Below are 20,006 nucleotides of genomic sequence, written 5' to 3'. Positions count from 1 at the left end.
GGCGCTCCGACGATCAGATCATCGATCCGGTCGCCAGTGATATCGAATGCCGTGGGCGCTAACCATCCCAGTGCATCATTGGTTCCCAGCCGAGTCAACCGCATTACGTCGTGGCGAGCATCACCGATCGGATCATTGATGTCACGGATTGCCGGTCCCGCCATCACGTCATAGACAATCGTTATCGAACTGTCACCGCCACCGGCATTGGGCTGGCCAATCGCGAGATCTATCTCTCCGTCACCATCAAAGTCACCTGCCGAGACATCAACGCCAAACAGACCAGCAAACCGATCCGTAACACCGCGCAGTCGTTTATCGGCAGTCGCTGAATTATCCGCCTTAACCGAATCACTCGACAGTGTTTCGCCGCGATAGACCAACAACGCATCGTGGAACAAGTCGCCGTTCTCGACTTCGCGTGCGACGATCAGATCATCAATACCATTGCGGTCTAGATCCGCAACCGTCAGCGGCGTGGTGGTGCTGATCGCTCCGAAGCCGCCACCTGTATTCACTTCGTAATGCTGTAGCACAGTCGGTGCGGTGTTGCTGCGACCAAGCGACAAATCCAAGTCGTCCGCGCCAGCGGTATCCAACAAATACGTCCGCGACACGATCAACGGTTCCCCTACCGTCACGGAATCGAACGTCCAACCGCGTGGTTTTGTCAACGCGATTTCATCCATGCCATCGCCATCAAAATCGCCCGCGACAGCGTAGATGTCGTCCGAAAATGGCGTTGCACTATCGAGGTCATTGTCGATCAAACCGCCAATCGCAGCACCCGATTCTCGGTCATCGTTGATGAACACCAATCGGTTGTCACCACTCGGCGCACCGACCAAGTCCTCGGCAAGCAGAGCACCATCGTAAATGTATCCGTACCCCAAATTTGCGGATGATACGGGGCTTTGCACGATCGGTGTTCGGGAAATCGCCATCAGATCAGGCGTCTGGTCGTCGTTGAAACGCAGCCAAGCAAAATCAATCGCGGTGATGGTTGTGTCTGTTCCAAACGAAACCACGCGGCGAGACAGGGCGTTGGCATCCAAAACTCGATCTCCTGGGTCGATGCTTGGGAAAATCGTCGGCGCATTCACAAGATCGTTACCGAGCAAAATCTCGATGTCTACAAATCCGCCGGAAGGACTTTGCATCCAAAACGCCAAATCGTTCAGTCCGTCGTCATCCAAATCGACCACGCCAGGAATCGGCCTCAGACCATCGCTGATATCCAACACAAAGTCCGCGGTGTCACTTGCCGTCACCACCGTGGCCATTGGGTCGAGATCACCCAAAAATACGTAAGCCGTATCATTTCCGACCAACATGAAATCATTACGCAAATCTCCATTGATGTCGCCGATCGAGAGTATCTCGCCAAGTTGCTGCTGTGAAGTGTCACCTTCAATCCGCAGCGCATCATTCAAGTCGGGATTCGGCAGCGAAATATCAATCGGTGTCGCCGGAGCCACATAGCTAATGTCCGCGGTTGCAAGTTCATACTCATACGGAATCGCATCTAGCAAAACGTCTGTGCTTGGCGGCGGGAATGCAACGCGTGTACCAATCGAATACTCACCCAACGGGCCTGCCGGGCGGTCGTTGGTTTGCCCATCACTGAAACCCAAGAACCGTAGGTTACTGGCGAAATTACCTTCGACAATCAAATCGGCGTTATTGAGCGATTGCAATATCAACCGATCTCGCCCTTCGTCATACGCTGCGAACAGCCGATCGTCGATATTGGCATCTCGGATCTCGGTTTGCAAAAGATCCGCGATTTCTGCGCCCGACATGCCGGGTGCAATGCTAATGCTCAGCTTCTTCGGCAGCGAAAACGGTCCATCCAAACGCACAAACGCATCGACGTTGACGGGGTTGCCCAAGAACTGTGGATCCGTTCGCGGTCGAGTGTCAGCGATGATCGCAGCGTCAAGCGGATTACGAACATGCAGCAAATAGACATCCGGTTGGCCCGATGTTGGTACATAATACCGACCGCTTGCATCGGCCACGGCAGGGAACAGTTCGAGTGTTGGTTGGTCGTATTGCAAATCGAACAGCGTCTGACCGATCGAGTTGGAATCGTCGAACTGAATCCCGATCGAGTCTACATCGAGCGGTTCGCTCGGCTTCGGCAAGATATACCAATCCCCTTCGTCGCCGTCGTGCAGCGTCAAACCGGTCGCGATACCACTGCTTAAGTCCAACCAAACGGCCGCAACGGAGGAATCGTTCGATTGGGGCACTCCATCGATGCTTGTCACTTCCAATGGGTCGAACAGCGGCACGTTCGACGCCGGTTCGCCGCCAATCAACAAATCGCGACCACTATCGCCGCGAATTGAATCGCTACCGCCGTTGCCAAGCACCAAGTCAAAACCGCTGCCGGCGTCGATCGTGTCGGCATACGGCGAACCAAAGATGCGGTCGTTTCCATTGCCTCCGGAAACAGTAAATGAAATCGCCTGGCCACCCGCTTGTTTATCGCCAAGATCAATGCCGTAAGTTTCGGTCGTATCGACCGTGCCATTGGGCAACGGGAAGTTGTAGCCTGATTCCAAATGCAATTCATCATCACCGCTGCGCAGATCAAACTCAGTCGCTTCGACATTGCGTGCACGATAACTCGCCGTATGCATTAAAAATTCATCGCCGGCGTCGTTCGTCATGAACCGCTGGTTGGCCGTATCCCAAACCAAGGCCGCCAATTCGTAGCGAGCTAAGTTCGCGTTGTAGCGAAGTGCAACATGATCGTTCACCGGCCGACCGAACGAATCAAGGTTACCACCCAAAAACAGCACTCGGTCATAGCCCTCGCTGCCATCCATCTCATCGGCAAGCGTCAAATCCATCTCTTCCATCGCTGACGGAATGACTTGGAATACGTCATCACCAGCTTCCCCGATCAAGATGTCGCTGGCGTTTCCGTCATCGCCGCCGGAGATGACATCGTTGCCACTACCGCCTATCACCCAATCTTCGCTCGGTCCGCCGCGCAGCAGATCCGCACCCGCACCGCCAACAATCACATCCCGTCGGAGGAACGTATCGGATTGGACGCCTAGATTTTGCGTGATCAACCCCAACGGTGAGCCTTCGCCCAAGTCGATGCCCAGGTCGTATTGGGTCGGAATTTCCGCATCGCTGGTAACACGGATGAAGTACCGGATCGAATCGTCGTCGGTGAACTCAATATCTCTATCGAACTCAATCGAAACTCGAGTCGACTTGTTAGGATCAATCGTTGCTGTCTCGCTCGGCTTGCCCGTTTCGATCAATTTCAAAACATCGTCACTGAGTTGATAGAAGTCGAGCGTCAACGCATCATCCGCCGAGATGGAATCGACCACGATCGCGCCGCCTTCTGCGATGGTTTGTCCAGCGAGATCCAATTCATACCAATCCACATCGCGAGGATTGTCGATCGTCAAATTTGCGAACAATGTGGTCTGTTCAAATGTTGGCAATTCATAAGCATTCGACGGATCGTCCGCGTCACCCGCCACTTCGTTGCGACCTTCGGTATCGGCCAAATCGACCAACAACGGTGTGCCAGTAGAGAATTCAACTCGGTCATCACCTTCCCCCGCAGCGACCCAAACGCTCCGCTGAACAGTCGGTCCTACGTAAACTTGGTCGTCCCCCTTACCTGCGTTAACAATAATCGCCAAATAGTCGCCTTCAGGCGGTAAGAGACCGCCTGAAAGTGCAAGCGTTTGCGTCGCGAGTTCTCGCTGGTCCTCATCTTCGATCGACTGAACTTCTTCCAACTTGTACACCAAATCGGATGGATCCCAGACCAAGGAACCGTCGGGGTTGGTGGCGGCGAAATCAAGTTGCACTTGCGCGTCGAAGGTGAACAGACCGTTGTTCTCAGTAAGCCGTGTGATCAAGTGGTGATCGCCCAGTGCGCCCGGTTCGGTCACATAGTCGACGGTGATGATGTCATCCGCACCACTGCCGCCGTAGTACCAAACCGAATCCGTCTCGCGAGCATATTCGAGCCATTCGTCTTCCTGGGGCACGCCAATTCCAAACTCGATCGGCACACCATCGACTCCGTGCAGCGTATCATCGCCATCGCCGCCATACATAAAGTCCAGCCCCGTGCCGGCGTACAACAAGTCATCGTTATCGCGGCCCAGCATCCGGTTCAATCCCGTTTGCTCCAATGGACCATTCGGTGTAAAGATGCCGTAGTTCGGTCCAGGATCGCCTGGAAAATCGGACCAAGCGTACAGGTGATTGATGCCGACACCACCGAGCAAATCATCGTTACCCGGTCCCGCGAACAGAATGTCCAAATCGCTCGACGCACCGATTCCCGAATCACCCCAAAGTCGATCATCACCACCAAAACCTTTTAACGTATCGCTACCGCGTCCACCGTCGAGCCGGTCACGACCGGCGGCACCAAGCAGCGTGTCATCGCCTGCGCCGCCGTTAAAGACCCCGACCCAATCGCGGCTACGCTGGGCCAAATCGCTCAAATCCAACGAAGGTAGAAAACCGATCATATCGTTTCCGTCAAAGCCATCGATTTGGAATTGTTCGACCAGCGTGTTACCTTCGCTGTCACGAATGATTGCCGGCAATTCGATTCCGTTGTAGTCCACAACTAAATTGCCTGCCGAGTCACCGCCGAGCAGAATCACGTCATCTTTCGCAGTCCCAATTGTTCCAGGAATCACTAGAATATCAGTGGCAAGATCATCGGGCGTGCGAATCGTCTCCTCAGGCGAATTTCCAAAGTGCCCGTCGATCGTATCGTTACTTGGACCGTACAGCACATCGAATCGGACAAAGTCGATTCCGCCACCACCGTAAATCCGATCCGTCCCAGCGTGGCCTTCAATTTCGTCGCTGTTGCCGCCGCCCCAAATCTCGTCGTCACCGCCGCCGCCAAGCAGAAGATCGTCACCAAACCCACCAACGAGAAGGTCGCCGCCGCCAGTCGTAAATGGACTCTCATTTGCACCATAGTTTGGCCCATCAAGCCCGTCGCCTTCTATTCGGTCATCGCCCATCCCACCTTCAATTCGTTCGCGACGCACATTTCCAAACAAATCATCAGCACCCGAGCCACCGTCCAGGAAATCACCCAGCAGCTGTGATTCGTTCGAAGCATTGCCCGCGTACGCGTACAGCATGTCGTTGCCCGAGCCACCGAACAACTTTTGGCCATAGAGAATGGAACCGACACCGGCATCACCGCGAACCTGATCATCACCGCCGTCGCCATAGATGAAATCAAGATGTCCGCCGCCGCGCAGGTCATCGTCACCGTCGCCGCCACGAATCACATCTTGATCGGGTCCGCCACGAACGATGTCGTTTCCTCGTCCCGCATCCAAATAGCCCGCTCCCGCACCGCCATCGATATCGTCATTGCCGCCGCCACCGAAGACAATGTCGAATCCATCGCCGCCGCGGAGCAAATCGTCACCGTCTTCGAGTGAGCCTTCGACCGGCCCTCCTGCGACGGCGCTCGGTACGAGTGGTATTAGCGAAACTTCCGTTGTCGCTTCGTCATATTCGGCTGGATAGACCAAGCTCGAAAACAACGTCGCCGATGCGGCTTCTTCGCGTCCGCCCCAAATCACATCGTTGCCCGCTTCGCCGCGAACCGTATCGTTACCGATGCCTGCTATCAGAATGTCGTCGCCGTCGCCGCCGCGCAGCTGATCATTACCGCTGGCGGTATCGACAAAGTCGTTGCCTCCGCCTGCGGAAACAACATCATTACCCGCGCCGCTGATCGCCACATCATCGCCACTGCCCAGGCGTACGCGGTCATTGCCGATGCCGGTCGTAACCACATCATTTCCCGCTCCGGATGACACGTCGTTGTTTCCGTCGCCGGCGCTAATCACGTCGTTGCCGCCACCGGTGCGAATTGTATCGCTGCCGCCGGCGGTCGTGACAATGTTGAAACCTTCACCAATGTCGATAAAGTTATTGCCGAGTCCTGTTACCGTAATAATGTCATCGCCGCTATCGCCCAAGATACGATTGTTGCCACCACGGTCGGTCACTTGCGAACCAAACGAATTACCAGTTCCGATCGCTTGCGGACGTAGATCAATCAAGTCCGTGCCGACACCGGCGATGACGATGTCAAAACCAGCGCCAGTGTAAACTTCGTTCAACCCGTCGCCGACATCAACAATATCTTCACCTGCACCAGAGAAAACAATGTCGTTTCCATCACCGAGCGTGATCGAATCGGCTGATTCATAGGTGCGCACGATATTCAGTCCGAACAAATCGTGGACCGTATCGATCCCAGCGGTTCCGGAAATCCGGTCGTTCCCTTCGCCTCCGTCAAACGTGTGGCTATTGGTGTCCAGCGTCGGTTGCAGCAAGTCAAAATCAGGATTATCGCGAGTCGTCGTTGCACCGACGAGCAAGTCGTTGCCTGGTCCACCAAATAGATCATCTGCACCCGGACCACCGAAAAGTTCGTCGTTTTCGGCTCCGCCATCGAGTCGATCGTTGCCGATGCCACCTTGCAGAAAATCGTTTCCGCTGCCGCTGCCGTCCGCTGCCTCGCCGTACAGAGTATCGTTGCCATCATCGCCAGTAAGAACATCGTCGTCGTCACCGCCATAGAGCAAATCAGCACCTCGACCACCGCCGAGGTAATCGTCGCCACCATTGCCGTGGATTTGGTCATTACCATCGCCACCTTGCAATTGATCGTTTTCTTCACCGCCAAAAATCTGATCGTCACCCGCACCTCCGTCGATCAAGTCAACGTCGGTTGTCACAATCAATATGGGTGGCTGTCCAGGAATCTCGACCAATTCGCTGCCGATGGTGTCAGTTCCATTGCCATACAGCCGATCGTTCCCGCTGCCGCCAAAAATTACGTCGTTGCCGCCACCACCATAAGCCGTAAGCGGTCCCGCACCACCGGTGATTTCGTCATCGCCCGTTCGGCCATAGACGGTTACCGGCAGCGCATAAGCTTCTTCGACGTAGATGTTGTCGTCGCCCCGTCCCGAGTCAACGTAAACGCTTGTTATACCGCTAAAGCGTTGGTCGGTTCCGTAGCCGGTGATGATGGTTTCACCAGTGTCTTCGTCCTCACTGATAAAGATTATGTCATCGCCATCGCCCAAATCACCCTCAACCCGCAGCGATGCGTTTGGCCCCGCATGAACCACCAATCGCCCATCCGCTTCGACATGCCCCAGTTCTGGGTTGGCCGGTTCGGGACGGGGGAAGTCAAAATTCACGAGCACTTTCGGGCCGAGCGTCGTCTGAACCCGAATACCGAACGCTTTGGCGTAGGCGGTCAAGAACGCGTCAAGCTGGCCCGATGCATCAAAAATCCACAGTGGCCCAAGGCCGGGTGCGTTTCCTAGTTGCAGGTTCTCTAGCACTTCGGCAAAACGAATCTTGCCGTCCTCGTTCGGATCATTCAAGTCCAGCAGCAGTGAGGCACCGATGCCGACTTCCACGCCCGCTTTCGCAACTTGCAAATCGATCTCGCCACCCGCGGTCACTGCAAAGCGGAATGTCAACTCCGCGACATCGCTTTGTTTCACTCCGTTCGCATAAACCGCTCGGTCGTCAAAATAGAATCCGTCCAGCAAATCCAACGCACGGCCTGTGTCGGCAAACTTAAAGATCCCCGATGTATCGTAGCCAAACGCGAAATCGATAATCGCTTGGAATTGGCCACCGAAGACAATACTGAATGCCGGGAATACCGGTATCGACGCACTAAATTGAAAACCAGCCTCCAACTTCGGAGCCTGGTACTTCAAAAGATCCACGTCGTTCCCGAACAGCAACCCAATCGCACTAGCCGGGTCTTTCAGCAACGGGATGCTGAATTTGCCGGGCGTCGTCATTAATTGACCACTCGAATCAAACTCCGGTTCCTCTTGCGGGATGTTTTGCAAGTAGTCACGCATCTCGGCTAAATCTTCATCGACGCCATCGAGAAAATCGTCCAAGTTGGTTTGCCCGCTGATCGGCATCGGCTGCAGCTTGCCGGTGACCGAGTCAACCACCGTCTCGAAATTCCCGAGCGGCAAGATGATCGAATCGGCGTTCGTGGGAATGTCGATCAAGGTGACTATGTTGGAAACCGCATCGACAAACTCGACCACCGTATCACCCCCTTCGCCAAACAGCCGGATGAAGTCGACATAGGTGGTCGGCCCAATCAGATCACTGAGCACTGGAATCGGTGAAGTAAGCTGCTTTAGGATCGGACGAATCGGCTCCAAAAATTCGTTAACAGGTTCAAGCACCGGTGCCAGCACGTTGCTGACGAACGAACCGAGATCCAGCCCCACGTTCGATAGCGAAATGCGTGGCGCCGTGATGCTGGTTAGCACGTCCGAAAACGAACCGGTCGCTCGATCGAAGTTCAAATGTAAATCACCGACGATGGTCGGTATTCCGTCGATCGATGTATTGATTCCGGTATCGATATGAGCGTGAATCGAACCGACAAAATTCACATCGACATCAATTAGCGAAAAAGCACTACCGATATTGCCCAACGTATATCGACCCGCGGGGAAATCGATTCCAAAGTTGCCGCGAATCGCATTGACCGCTTCGGTTGCAACGTTGTTCTCGTCAATACGAGCATCCTTGCGCTGCTGTAAGGTCAACTGATCGGCGTCGATCGTCGAGACATTGATTGCTAGTGGCCCCAGCACTGCTTCGCCCACAAGATCGTCGACGCCTGCGTAGAAGTCGATGGCAATTTCATTACCGTCGCCGAACTCGACGAATGGTCCATCGTCCAGGTTGAATCCCACAACCATGGCGAGTCCATAACCTGCGTTGATGGCGACATCCCCAGTCAGTTCCAACCCGAGAGCATTGCCGCCGACATCCAGGTTGATCGGCGTTTGCCGAGCAATGCCATTTCGACCAATGTTGATCACATAGGCAATCTCGTTTTCCGCATCGATGGAAATACCAACATCGGCCAGCGTGATCGAGCTGTCGCCGTTGGCATCGCGAAGTACGTTCAAGCCGTTTCCGCCTATCCCCGGACCAAGCGTTTCAAATAGAATCCGTTGACCAGCGGCCGAGATCACTTCGCCTACGCCTGCACCCTGGCTCAGTCCATCAGAAAGCGGTGCGACAAAGGTTTCCACAAAGCTAACGGCTCCGTCCAACGCATCGCCGATCAACGGCATCGGAATCCCCAGCACTTCATCGCCTAAGAAATCGTCGATATAGCCGAACAATCCTTGCAGGCCTTCGGCCAACGCGATCAAACCATCGGCGAGTGTCAAGTTGCCAATCGCGGCTTGAAGATCAGGCACAGCGATGATGTTCGGCGCGGTACTCGTCGAATCTCCGATTGTCTCGCCGGCGCTGAGCACATCGAAGGCGAACGAATCGAGATGGTTCCATTGGACTTGCAGTGTTTGCGTATCGCCCAGGAACGTGATCGGTAAATCGACACCAAGCGATGCCGAGTCACGGTCAAAGTTCAATTCAAAATCTTCCGCCGTTAGCGACGTCAGCGGCTTGCGACCGCCGGCCCATTCCCCGCTGGCTGCAATGCTGATTTCCGCATCTTCTTCGTTTTCAGGCGTGCCATCGAAATTCAATCCGTCACGATCCAATGTGATTCGGCCTGGGCCGACATCGACACCAAGTGACAAGATCGATGTCGAGAAGGCGATATCATCCGCTGTAATCTGCGCACCGGCAAACAAACCACTGGTGTCATAGACGAACACAAGCTCATCAAAATTAGTGTCGGTCAAGGCAGCAAAGTCGAGCCCAAAATGAGCCCGCAATTCAGCTGACGCACCGATGTTGACATTGCCGCTAGTCGTGAGATCGACCAAGCCATCCAGTTGGCTCAAGTCTAGATCGGCGAGGTCCAAGTTGAACGAAGCGTTGGTATCAGCGTCGAGTCCCAAATTCAATTCGATTCGCAAGGTTTGCGTTTGCAAATCCAGCAACAATTCAAACTGATCGGGTTGTAGCCCCAACAAACCTGCGATCTCGGTTTCCAGTGTATCCAGCGTACCATTGGGATTTTCCGTGATTCGATCGACAATCTCATTCACTCGGTCGACCGTATCAAGCACCTCACCGAGTGACGTGTTGACTAGTGGCAACGGTTTGTCGAGCAAAGTTTCACCCGCCAAACTCTCAACAAAATCAACCACTTTCCGAATCAAATTGGTGATGTCTTGAACTGACAACCGACCGATATTGATCAGATTGTCAAAGTTCTCGGTCACGAACATGAAGTTTTCGGGTTGTAGACGCAAGCTGGGATCGGTTGTGATGAGGTTGTCCCATGTCACATCAATTCGTGGGATTGCGTTCGGATCGGCTGGCTGGTCATTCAGCCCAGCCAGATCGACGAAGAGCTCGCTGCCGAATGCCAAATCGGCATCAATGTCGATGTTCAACGATTCACGCGGATTGATGATCGATCGTGCGAGGTCCGATAGCGTTAGATAGTCCTTGCCGGCGGGTGTTTTGAACGACAAATCGATCGACGCTGATCCACTGGCGTCGCCATCTTGAAGTCCGACTGCCAACAATTCCCCGATACGAGCCGATGCGTTTAAGTTCGACGCTTGGAATCCGATGGCGGCGTGCAGCGTCGGTGGTTCGGTCAGCTTGATACGAACACGGTCGTCAATCGATTGGTTCGTCGTATTGAGATTCGAGCCGGTCAGCGTCCCGTGATCACTTTGGTCTATTCCGGTTAGCCCGAGCATCAACGCGATCAGCGCCTCGGGTGGCGGATCGGATGCGACATCGGCGACAACACTGAAGAAAAAATCTCCAGTCGGGTCGGATAGATCCGTCATTACGAAACGAAGTTCATCACCGCCGATGAGAGTTTCTTTTTGAACGAGTACCACGTCCATAATCAGGTTGCCGTTGTCATCGTAAACATCGAAATTCTCAGCGAGTTCTGCCAGAGTCATGCTGTCGGTCATCCGAACGAAGAACGTGTCGATCGTTCCATCTCGTAGCGTGTATTCGGCTTGGTATCGAATCGGGTCCGCGATCAGGTTGCCCATGCCTTGCAGACGCAGATAGTCGCCGAGGGTTGTCGAAGGGTCGATGCGACGAGCAGCGTTCTGGAGCGATACGGGTGCGGAAAAGAGCTGGCCATCGCGGTCGCGGTCAAACAGTTGGTCGAACCATCGCGAGATCAGCGGTTGTCGCGGGTGGATTTGCATCGAGAACGGTTCCGCATTGATGGCGACATCGGTCAGGTCCGACAAAATGAACCGGCCGTCCTCGAATCGAGTCGTGATTTGCTGTCCCGGTTCCGTCCCTATAAACGAGAAAGCGTTGGCAACATCTTGCAGCGTCGAATCGGGAGTGAAATCAGGTAGATCCAAACCGAAGTACATTCCGTCACCGAACGACATCAAGCCACCGCCCGTCCCCGCACCGTCGATGATGTCAAACAGCGGCGAATCGTCACCAACAATTGCACCCAGCGTCGCCTCTGGCGTCAGCGACTGCACCGTCAATGAACCACTTTGAACAATCCCGTCACCATCGAGATCGCGCGGCACGAAATCTTCAAAATCGATGACGTCCATGAAACGGAAAAACAGGCCGTTGTCATCTGCAATGCCTTCTTCGTCGAGCGTAAAGATGTTACCGTCGATTGGATCGGAAAGGTCTTCGAGCCGAAGTGCATCGCCATCGAGCGACGCCCGCAACAGCCGTTCGCCGTCATCACCGGCGATCGACAATCGGCCAAGCAACTCACCCCATGTTGTCTCGCCGGTAATCTCGCCGGTACTGAGTGTCATGACCGTGCCGTCACGAAGACTCATGCGTGCGGAACTCGTCCGCGTATCGTTTAAGTTGCCGCTCAGTCGTGGTGTATTGAGTACCAGTGTGTCAGGCGTAAGCGGCGGTATGGATAGGCTCGGGAGACTTGGGATGAGCGGACGCCCGACCGTCTTGTGTCCATTGCTGCTGCTCGACTCGCCGATCGGCACAAATTGTCCCAGCCACGCCAAATCGCGGGGATTGGTCGATGGGACTTGCTGGATCACCAACGCACCTTGGGCGTCACCCAAATAGGTCACTTCGATCCGTTCGTTGACGATCTCCGCCCGAGTCAACATTTTGCCATCGCGTCGGATCGTCAACGATTCGAGTAATCGATCCAGTGTTAGCTCTTCTGGACTGGGTGCCGAAACGCCAGTCGATTGCCCATCCGGTATCGAAATAATCAAACCGGCCGATGGCGTGCCGCGAAACGGACTATCGATGGGCATGAACTGATCGAGCGTCATCGAGCCACCGAAATCGAGCCGGCTGAAATTGAGTTGTCCCGGCAGAATCACACCTGGCACGTCCGCTGGCAAAGTGTCGTCAGCAATTCCAATCGCTCGCGCCCAGAACGGCCCGACGGCGGAAACAATCGCGGGTGTTTCAGTTCCGGTTGTGTAGTCAACGAACGTCAAGCCGTCCTCGTCGAATTTCAACTCTGCTTTCAGTTCACTCGCGGACGTAATAAATCGATTTTGGATCACCGCGTCAGCCAGTGTGACACTGCGAGGGTTGCTGACACGCAAGGTGACTTCGGAACCGTCTCGCAGTCGCACCACAGCGGTTTGTGGTTCCGACGGATCGCCACCGTTTCGCTCGACGATCGTACTGACACGAGTCCACGAGGGAACCGACTGGGCGGTGTCCACGTAGATGGCCGGTGCAGCGAGTGGTTCAATGCGGTTGCCGGGAAGGTTTGAAAGCGACGGCCCCAGAATTCGCCCGTCGCCATCGGCATCCACGACCGGTTCGACAAACGAATCCCCGCTGCTTTGGCCAAACAACACGCCGTAGAAACCAAAGTCGTCCGTTGTATCGAGAATCGAAAACGGACTGTCCCCTTCGCTAGAGGCGATGTCCACCAGAGTTACGCGATCCGAATCGGAATCGATCCAGGCGCTCACGCGAATGTTCTCACCCGATTCATCTTCCACCAACAATGTGTCGAGAACGTCGGCAAGCGTGCGGTTGGGCGTCAGTGGCCCCGAGGTGATATCGAACGTTTCACCGCTGGGCATCGTCACTGTCGCGGTTGATTCAAAACCAAGCAGCGATTCATAGGGCGTGCCATCGAGTAAACGCCCTAGCGTCGTTGTAGGGTCGATGGGCGATTCACCATCGTAGGGGACCGGCACAAAGATTCGATCGGTGAGCAATTCGGACACGCCGTCAGCTGCCGCGCCGATCGGAACCAACTGACCAATCTCACGCAGGTTCGGACTGCCCGAATCCACCCAGGCGATTGAAAACACGCCATCGCTTGCAGGCGTTGATTCGTCGATGAACCTCAAACCGCCAACGGTGAACCCGATCGACAAATTAGGCGTCGCATCGGCAAAGTCGAACAAGTCGCCCAGGGTTGCGTCGTCAATCGTGCCAAGATCAAGAAACGCGGTGGTTCCATTGCGAAATTGAAACTCCAGTGTTTCAAGTGGTCGATCAAATTCAACCGTATCGGTAAACACAAAGTTCTTTAGCGGAACCGAATCATCCCGCAGAGCCGCCTCCGCATTAAGCCTAGGTGACTGTAACCCATCGGCAGTGGTATCGAAGAAGCGGCTCCAAAATTCGCTCGTCTGGAGTTCGTACAATGACGTCTCAGCAGGCGCGATTGGCGTGTATCCGATGTCTTGCAAAACACCTAGCGTTGTCGGTGTGATCGCCGTTGGTTCGGGCGCTAGCGGACTCGGTGCTGGCAACAACAATTCGCCGAGTGAGTTGTAGTCGGCCGGTGCAAAATGATCGATCGACGAAAGTTCCTCATAAGGCACCGGAGTGTATATCGACGGAGCGGGATTGCCCGAGACAACATTCGCCGCTTTGGCATGACTGCCATCGAAGGAAACCAAGTAGTTCCCATCCAGAACATCCAACCGTTCGGCTGGCGTCAGATCGACATAGGGAGTCCGCTGACCGAACCCACGGATGTCCTCGACAGTCAAGAACGTATCGTAGACGGCGGGATGCTGGTCAAAACGGAAGTTTCCATTGCGATCAAAACCAACGAGCGCACCAGAGCCGTCAAAGATGGCTTGCCCCGGTTTACTCTCGCTGCCGACGCCTAGCCCGTGGACAATCTCGTGTAGCATCGTGGTAAACAACCGCTGACGCCCTGGCACGATCTCTGCCGCGACGCCGTAATCAAAGTTGGCGTTTAGATTGTTAAAGTACGCCAAAACATCCGGCTCGGCCGCCTCTCGGGGCTTCAGTTCGAGCTGTTTCGCCAGCGTCGGCGGATAAACCACCGAAGCCGGATCGGTGCTCGCGGGGAACACAAGATTCGGCTCGGCCGATCCGGCGAAATCGGGGTCCCCGATATCATTGAACTCCGCACGAATGATCCATTGCTCGCCATCGTACGCTCGAGCAAAGGTTGACTCCAAATAGTTTTCGACTTGCCCCATCACCCAGCGACGAGCTTGGCCAACCGTTTCGACTTCGGCTGGCAAATCCGCACTCCGCTCGTCAGACGTCAATAGTCGTGGGTCATCAAATCCGGTGTCAGGCGTTGAAACAAGGTAATCGACCACCACATCAACCGGATCTTGGGCGACAACCGGTGCGGTTGTGTAATCGCGCACCTCGACGCGGTCTGTCAAATCGAAATCGTTCGCAGCTGGATTAAACGCGTCAAACTCCCTCAGCACTAACTCCATCACGACTTCGCCATTGCGGACGACGCGGCCTCGCTCGAGCCACTCGCCGACTGAAGTCGTTGCATCGACCGTGCCCATATTCGCCGACACCACACTGCCGTCGCGAAGTTGGACTTGTAGGATCTGCGTCTGATCCGACAAATGTGCCACTCCTAAACGCTCGAGCACGTCGAGCATCGAAGCCCACGAGCGAATGTTCTCGCGCGGGTCGGAGACGAGTTTGTTGTTCTCGTTCACGTTGACGATTTTCTCGGACTTTACATTTCCCGAAAAATCAATCTGTAATTGCAAACCGAACGACAAATCGCGTGTGACTTCTAAGCGGTTGTTGATCCCCGCTTCGCCCGGCGTTATTTGCACCGAGGCGATTGGCGAAGCGTCAGCGCCCGCAATCAGAGACAAATTCGCTTGAGTCACGATCGGATCAGGACTGCGGAAGAAATCAAGCGACAGCGTAATCAACTTCGTCTCGGGATCGTATGTGAGCGCATCGCTGTCGGTCAGACTACTCACGCCTGGGATCAGTTCAGCGAGTTCCTGAATAGAATCGAACGAGGGCAAACCGTCACCATCGGTCAAAAATTGCAGCACCGCACTGCCGTAGCCCTCGGCCAATCCGAACGCTTCGCCGAGCGTCAAATCGCTGGCAAGCGGAACAGGGAAATCCAATAGCGACCCTTGTTCCCAGGCTCCGAAGACGCTGCCAAGTTGGTCGAGCGAACTAAGCACGCCCGTCCCATCAATCGAGTGAAAGCCAAGAATCGACTCAGCTGAGTAGTCCGCACCATCCGGAATCCGCAAGCCAAATTGGGGAAAGACATCGTCGAGCGGATTGTCGTCACTGAGTGTGAAGATTGGTAACAGATCGCCCGGATCAAAACCGGATAACGAAAAATCAAACGGCAACTCAACATTCAAACCGTCGCCAATCATTTTCAGGTCAATCGCATCGCTAATGTCGATTGCTGAAATCTCACTGAGCGTTTCCAGTGAGATTAATCCTGCCAAATCGCTGGTGTCGAGCGATGGGTCGCTAAACAATCCACCAAAGTCCAACTCGAAGCCGATGTCTAACTCGATCGCTCCGCCGACGACGCCGCCGGACAAAAAGCCGACATTAGCCGCAAAGTCGATCGGCGGTAAATCCGATCGTGACAAGTCCAACGAAAACTCCGGAATCGAAATCCCCACTTGGTCAGCAGCATCACGAATCACATCGAGTGAAAAATTGTCGAGTGAGAGATTCACTGGCAGCTCTGTCGCCAATGCATCACCATCGACCGCATCGATCAATCCACCAACCCTGGCCGTGATTGGTTCCAACAGTGCCGCCACGCTGCTTTCAAATTGCTGAGCCAAATCTAAATTCAGCCGCACTCCTTCAAGTCCACCGGCAATACCCGGTACCGGATCTAAAAAATCGAATCGTGCAACCAATTGCGACGGAGACGCATTTGGCACCAAATCCAAAAATGCTCGCAGCGGCTCAGCCACGTCCTCTTCAAACCGATCAGCTAGGTCAAACAACGCACCAATCGAAGCAGTATCGATGACGGCTGAATTCCCAACATCCACCGGCAGCAGCGACCCGAGATACGGAATTTCTTGCCCTAGTTCACTCGACGCACTAATCGCTCCCACGACTCGAGAGATATCATCAACCGCCGCGCGCAGCGATTGTCCAAACGAATCGATGCTACTGAGGTTGCCTGTCAATTCACCTTCAGCGAGTCTCGCGATTGAGGCGGGACCTTCATCGAATTCTGATGCGAGAGGTTGCTGGTCGAAAGTCTCCTCGACCGACCCTAAGTCGCCGGCAAGCAAGACACGTTCTTCGAGTTTTTCTGTTAGGTGCCGACGTTGATGCGCAGCACGGCGTTTTGCTTTTGAGATTCGACTGGATCGACCACGAAGGTTACGACAAGTTGTTGAGCCTGAGTTTCGCATGATGAGTAGCTTGGCTGAGAGAACTTGATGAGTTGCGATCACCGTGAATCTGCGGCGATCAGGTAAAGACAATCGTCCGAGCGAACCGCGAACCAGGAAATCCAACTATCCCTAGATAGAACAGGAAGACAACGCATCAACCATTGATGGTTCATCGCTCCGGTCCAAAGTCGGTTCTACTCACCCCCCCATACTAACCAATCCACCCACACATTTGGGTTAAGAAGAATCCTTACACGGCGTTTTTTTGAGCCGAAATAACGGTGTTTTATGAAATCGGCGTGATAGCGTGCAAGCGAAGCGATCAAGACTCAAATCGACGCGACTCGTAAATATTGCTTTGGCAGAGTTCGCATAGCCTGCCGGTGTTCGCATAGCCAGCCGGTGATTGCCCGTCTCGATTCAAGGTATCTAAAACGCCAATGCAGATGATTCTATATCGCTAATTTTGCGTCTTGGCGGATTCATCGATACCGTAACTTCGCAAGCGATCTCGTAGGGTCCCTCGGTGAATGCCCAAAAGTTCTGCAGCTTTGGCGCGATTGCCGTCGCTCGATTCAAGGGCGACTTCGAGAAGCGCCGGTTCTGCAGCGGCTAGGAACTGGGCGTGTAGTGGCTCGGATTCGGGTGTTCGATGTTGAATTCTATCGAGTCCCCATGCTCGAACTGCGGCTGCGAGCATGGATGCGTTCGACTGCGTCTGTTCGCCACGAGATGGTTTTGGTGGTGGAAAGTCGCTCGCTTGCAGTACTCGTCCACGAGCCACGACGGCTGCGTGTTCAAGGGCGCTTTTGAGTTCGCGAATGTTGCCAGACCAATCACGCGATTGAAGCATCTCAAGAAGCGATTCATCGATTGCCAGATCGGCTGCGGGGTAATCCATTTCCTCAAGAAAGTGATCACATAGTAGTGGGATGTCGTCACACCGCATACGCAGTGGGGGCAAATGAATTTGGACACCCGACATTCGATGAAACAAATCTTCGCGAAAATCGCCTGCAACAACCGCGTCATGTAGATCGCAATTGGTCGCGGCGATAATTCGGACATTGGCTTGTCTTGGCCGCACGTCTCCAACGCGAAAATATTGCCCTTGTTCGAGCACTCTCAGTAACTTTGCTTGAATCGCTAGCGGCAGATCGCCGATTTCATCAAGAAGCACCGTGCCACCTTCGGCCTGTTCGAACAATCCCGCTCGATCGTCGCTAGCCCCGGTAAACGCGCCTTTCACATGCCCGAACAGTTCGCTTTCGATCAAATCAGGATTCAAAGCAACCGGCGCTATCGGAATGTATGGCTGTTGTGATCGTCGGCTGTGTCGATGAATAGCCGCAGCCACAAGCTCTTTGCCCGTACCGGTTTCGCCTGTAATCAAGACAGACAGGTCACTATCGGCGACCAAAGCAATTTGCCGAAACACAAACTGCATCGCCGGTGAGCCGCCGACGAGCACATGGTGACTCCGTGCGGTCAATTGAGTGGCGGCCGGTGCGAGACGAGGCGTTGATTCACGAAGCGTTTGCCGGCACGTCCGCAACGCATCTTCGAGCTTGAACGGTTTCGTCAAGTAATCGGTCGCTCCATTTTTGACCGCGGCAACTGCGGTCTCGAGGTCGCCAAAGGCTGTGATGATAATCACCGGAGCGTTGTTGGTTGCTTTCAGATACTTCGGTAACGCCGTGATACCGTCCTCTTTGGGTAAACGAACATCCAAGATGACCATGTCCGGTTTCTGTTGTTCGACCTGCTGTAACCCTTCTTCGGCCGACGAAGCGATCGCAACCGAGTGGCCCTCTTGCGTCAACATTTTTTCTAATGCCCAACAAATGGACGGTTCATCATCGACGACAAGAACATGTTGTGTGGAATGTTTCATTGTTGTGTCTTATCAATGGTGAGCGTTGGAACCGTCAATTCAAACTCCGTTTGCTGGCCTGTGCGTTTCCAATTGACCGCTCCGCCGAACGACTCAGCGGCTCGGCGAACCACGGCTAGGCCTAGTCCCATTCCTTCGGGTTTTGTCGTGACAAATGGTTCAAATACATCGTCAATCATCGTCTCCGGAATTCCTGGTCCATTATCGGATACGGTGACTCGAATCTGTTGATCAATGAGTCTCGCGTCGACGCGAACCTTGTCACCCGCTTGCATTGCGTTTTGAATCATATTCGTTATCGCGGCTACCCAAGTCGGCCCATCCCTGATCGAGTGATCTGCGATGGCCTCATCGAAGTTCCAAGTCAGTTCAATTCGCAAATGTTTGGCGATGGGCGAGAGACTTGATTGGAGGTCGTGAAGACAAACCAATCCGGCCATCGGACGATCCTCGTCTTGTCGCCCCGATGCCACAAGCAGCAAGCGTCGCACGTAGTCCTCAGCCGATTCGATTTGATCAATTGCGATACGGAGTCCTTCATCGTCACGGCTTGGGCAATCAGCCGCGTGAAGTTCCACTGCCATCCGAGCGCCCGTAAGACTGTTTCGAAGTTGATGTGCCATGCCCCCGGCGACTTGATGTAAGAGTTTTTCGCCCTGTTGACGATTCACTTTCTGCCACAAAACACTCAGTTGCCGAGCCATGGAATCAACCGCGTTACCGAGTCGTCCAATTTCATCGCCCCCTGCATCGGAAACTACCGAGTGAAAGTCACCATCGGCGACCTGTTCGACCCGTTGCTGCAATCGTCCGATGCGTCGAACCAAGCGGGAAGTCAACAACAGCGTGACCGTGCTGATCGCCAAAATCGTTGATAAGCCGGTGACCAGCGGCAAGACAGCCGCACGTTTACGATCGGCCTCGATTTGGATCCGGTCAAACAATACGATGACTTCAAACACACTGTCGGGTCGGGTCTCTGCTCCAACGGTGGAAAACGAGCGTGCGAAGAAACGCCTGCCCTCGATGGTGATCGACTCGCCTGCCGGCCGTTGATCCGGAATCGTCCCTTCGAGCGTGCTTTGTTGTGGTTGCCCCTCTCGATCAAGGGTGATGAATTCCGTCTGAGTCAGTTCAGCGAGTGATTGCAGTACCACTTGATTGAGCGGGAAACGCGAATCGGAAAGCGTTTGCTCAATTCCTAGGAATCTGGCTTCCAATTCATCCGATATCCAACGAGATGCCAATTCGTTCGATACCAGCGCAACGACGCCCGCCGCCACAAGTGCCGTGGCAATGATCGGAGCAAGCAATCGCAACCGGAGCGATCGGAAGGGACGAGATTGTTTCAAAGCGAGCCCTGAATGGCAAAGGAATAACTCGGGAAGCTTCCATCGTATTGAAAATTTGGTGCTGGGGAATCCGGTGCGTTAGCAAACCGAGCCACAGAGGACCGTTTTGTTGAGCTTCCACGATCCTCGGAA

Annotated in this window: 2 protein-coding genes and 1 pseudogene; all 3 read right to left on the bottom strand. The window is 54.3% G+C overall.

Going from position 1 to position 20,006, the window contains the following annotated elements:
* A pseudogene (locus CA13_RS18165) lies at positions 1–16,646 on the bottom strand (hypothetical protein); the annotation flags it as partial.
* 442 nt (positions 16,647–17,088) lie between these two features.
* A complete protein-coding gene (locus CA13_RS18160; protein WP_146398978.1) occupies positions 17,089–18,522 on the bottom strand; it encodes a sigma-54-dependent transcriptional regulator in 1,434 nt (477 codons plus the stop codon).
* The gene (locus CA13_RS18155; protein ID WP_419194526.1) at positions 18,519–19,874 is read right to left on the bottom strand and encodes a sensor histidine kinase; all 1,356 of its coding nucleotides are present in this window, start codon (positions 19,872–19,874) and stop codon (positions 18,519–18,521) included. The genes CA13_RS18160 and CA13_RS18155 overlap by 4 nt, the downstream gene beginning before the upstream one ends.
* Positions 19,875–20,006 lie beyond the last annotated feature (132 nt).

It is taken from the genome of Novipirellula herctigrandis, from assembly GCA_007859835.1.
In the GTDB taxonomy this organism is placed as follows: domain Bacteria; phylum Planctomycetota; class Planctomycetia; order Pirellulales; family Pirellulaceae; genus Novipirellula_A; species Novipirellula_A herctigrandis.
The sequence above is the reverse complement of the archived record's forward strand: the minus strand, read 5'-3'. Positions and strand labels throughout refer to the sequence as shown.

Bases quoted from the DNA above. Each gene is read 5' to 3' on its own strand.
- CA13_RS18160 (WP_146398978.1), bottom strand. From the start codon at position 18,522: ATGAAACATTCCACACAACATGTTCTTGTCGTCGATGATGAACCGTCC.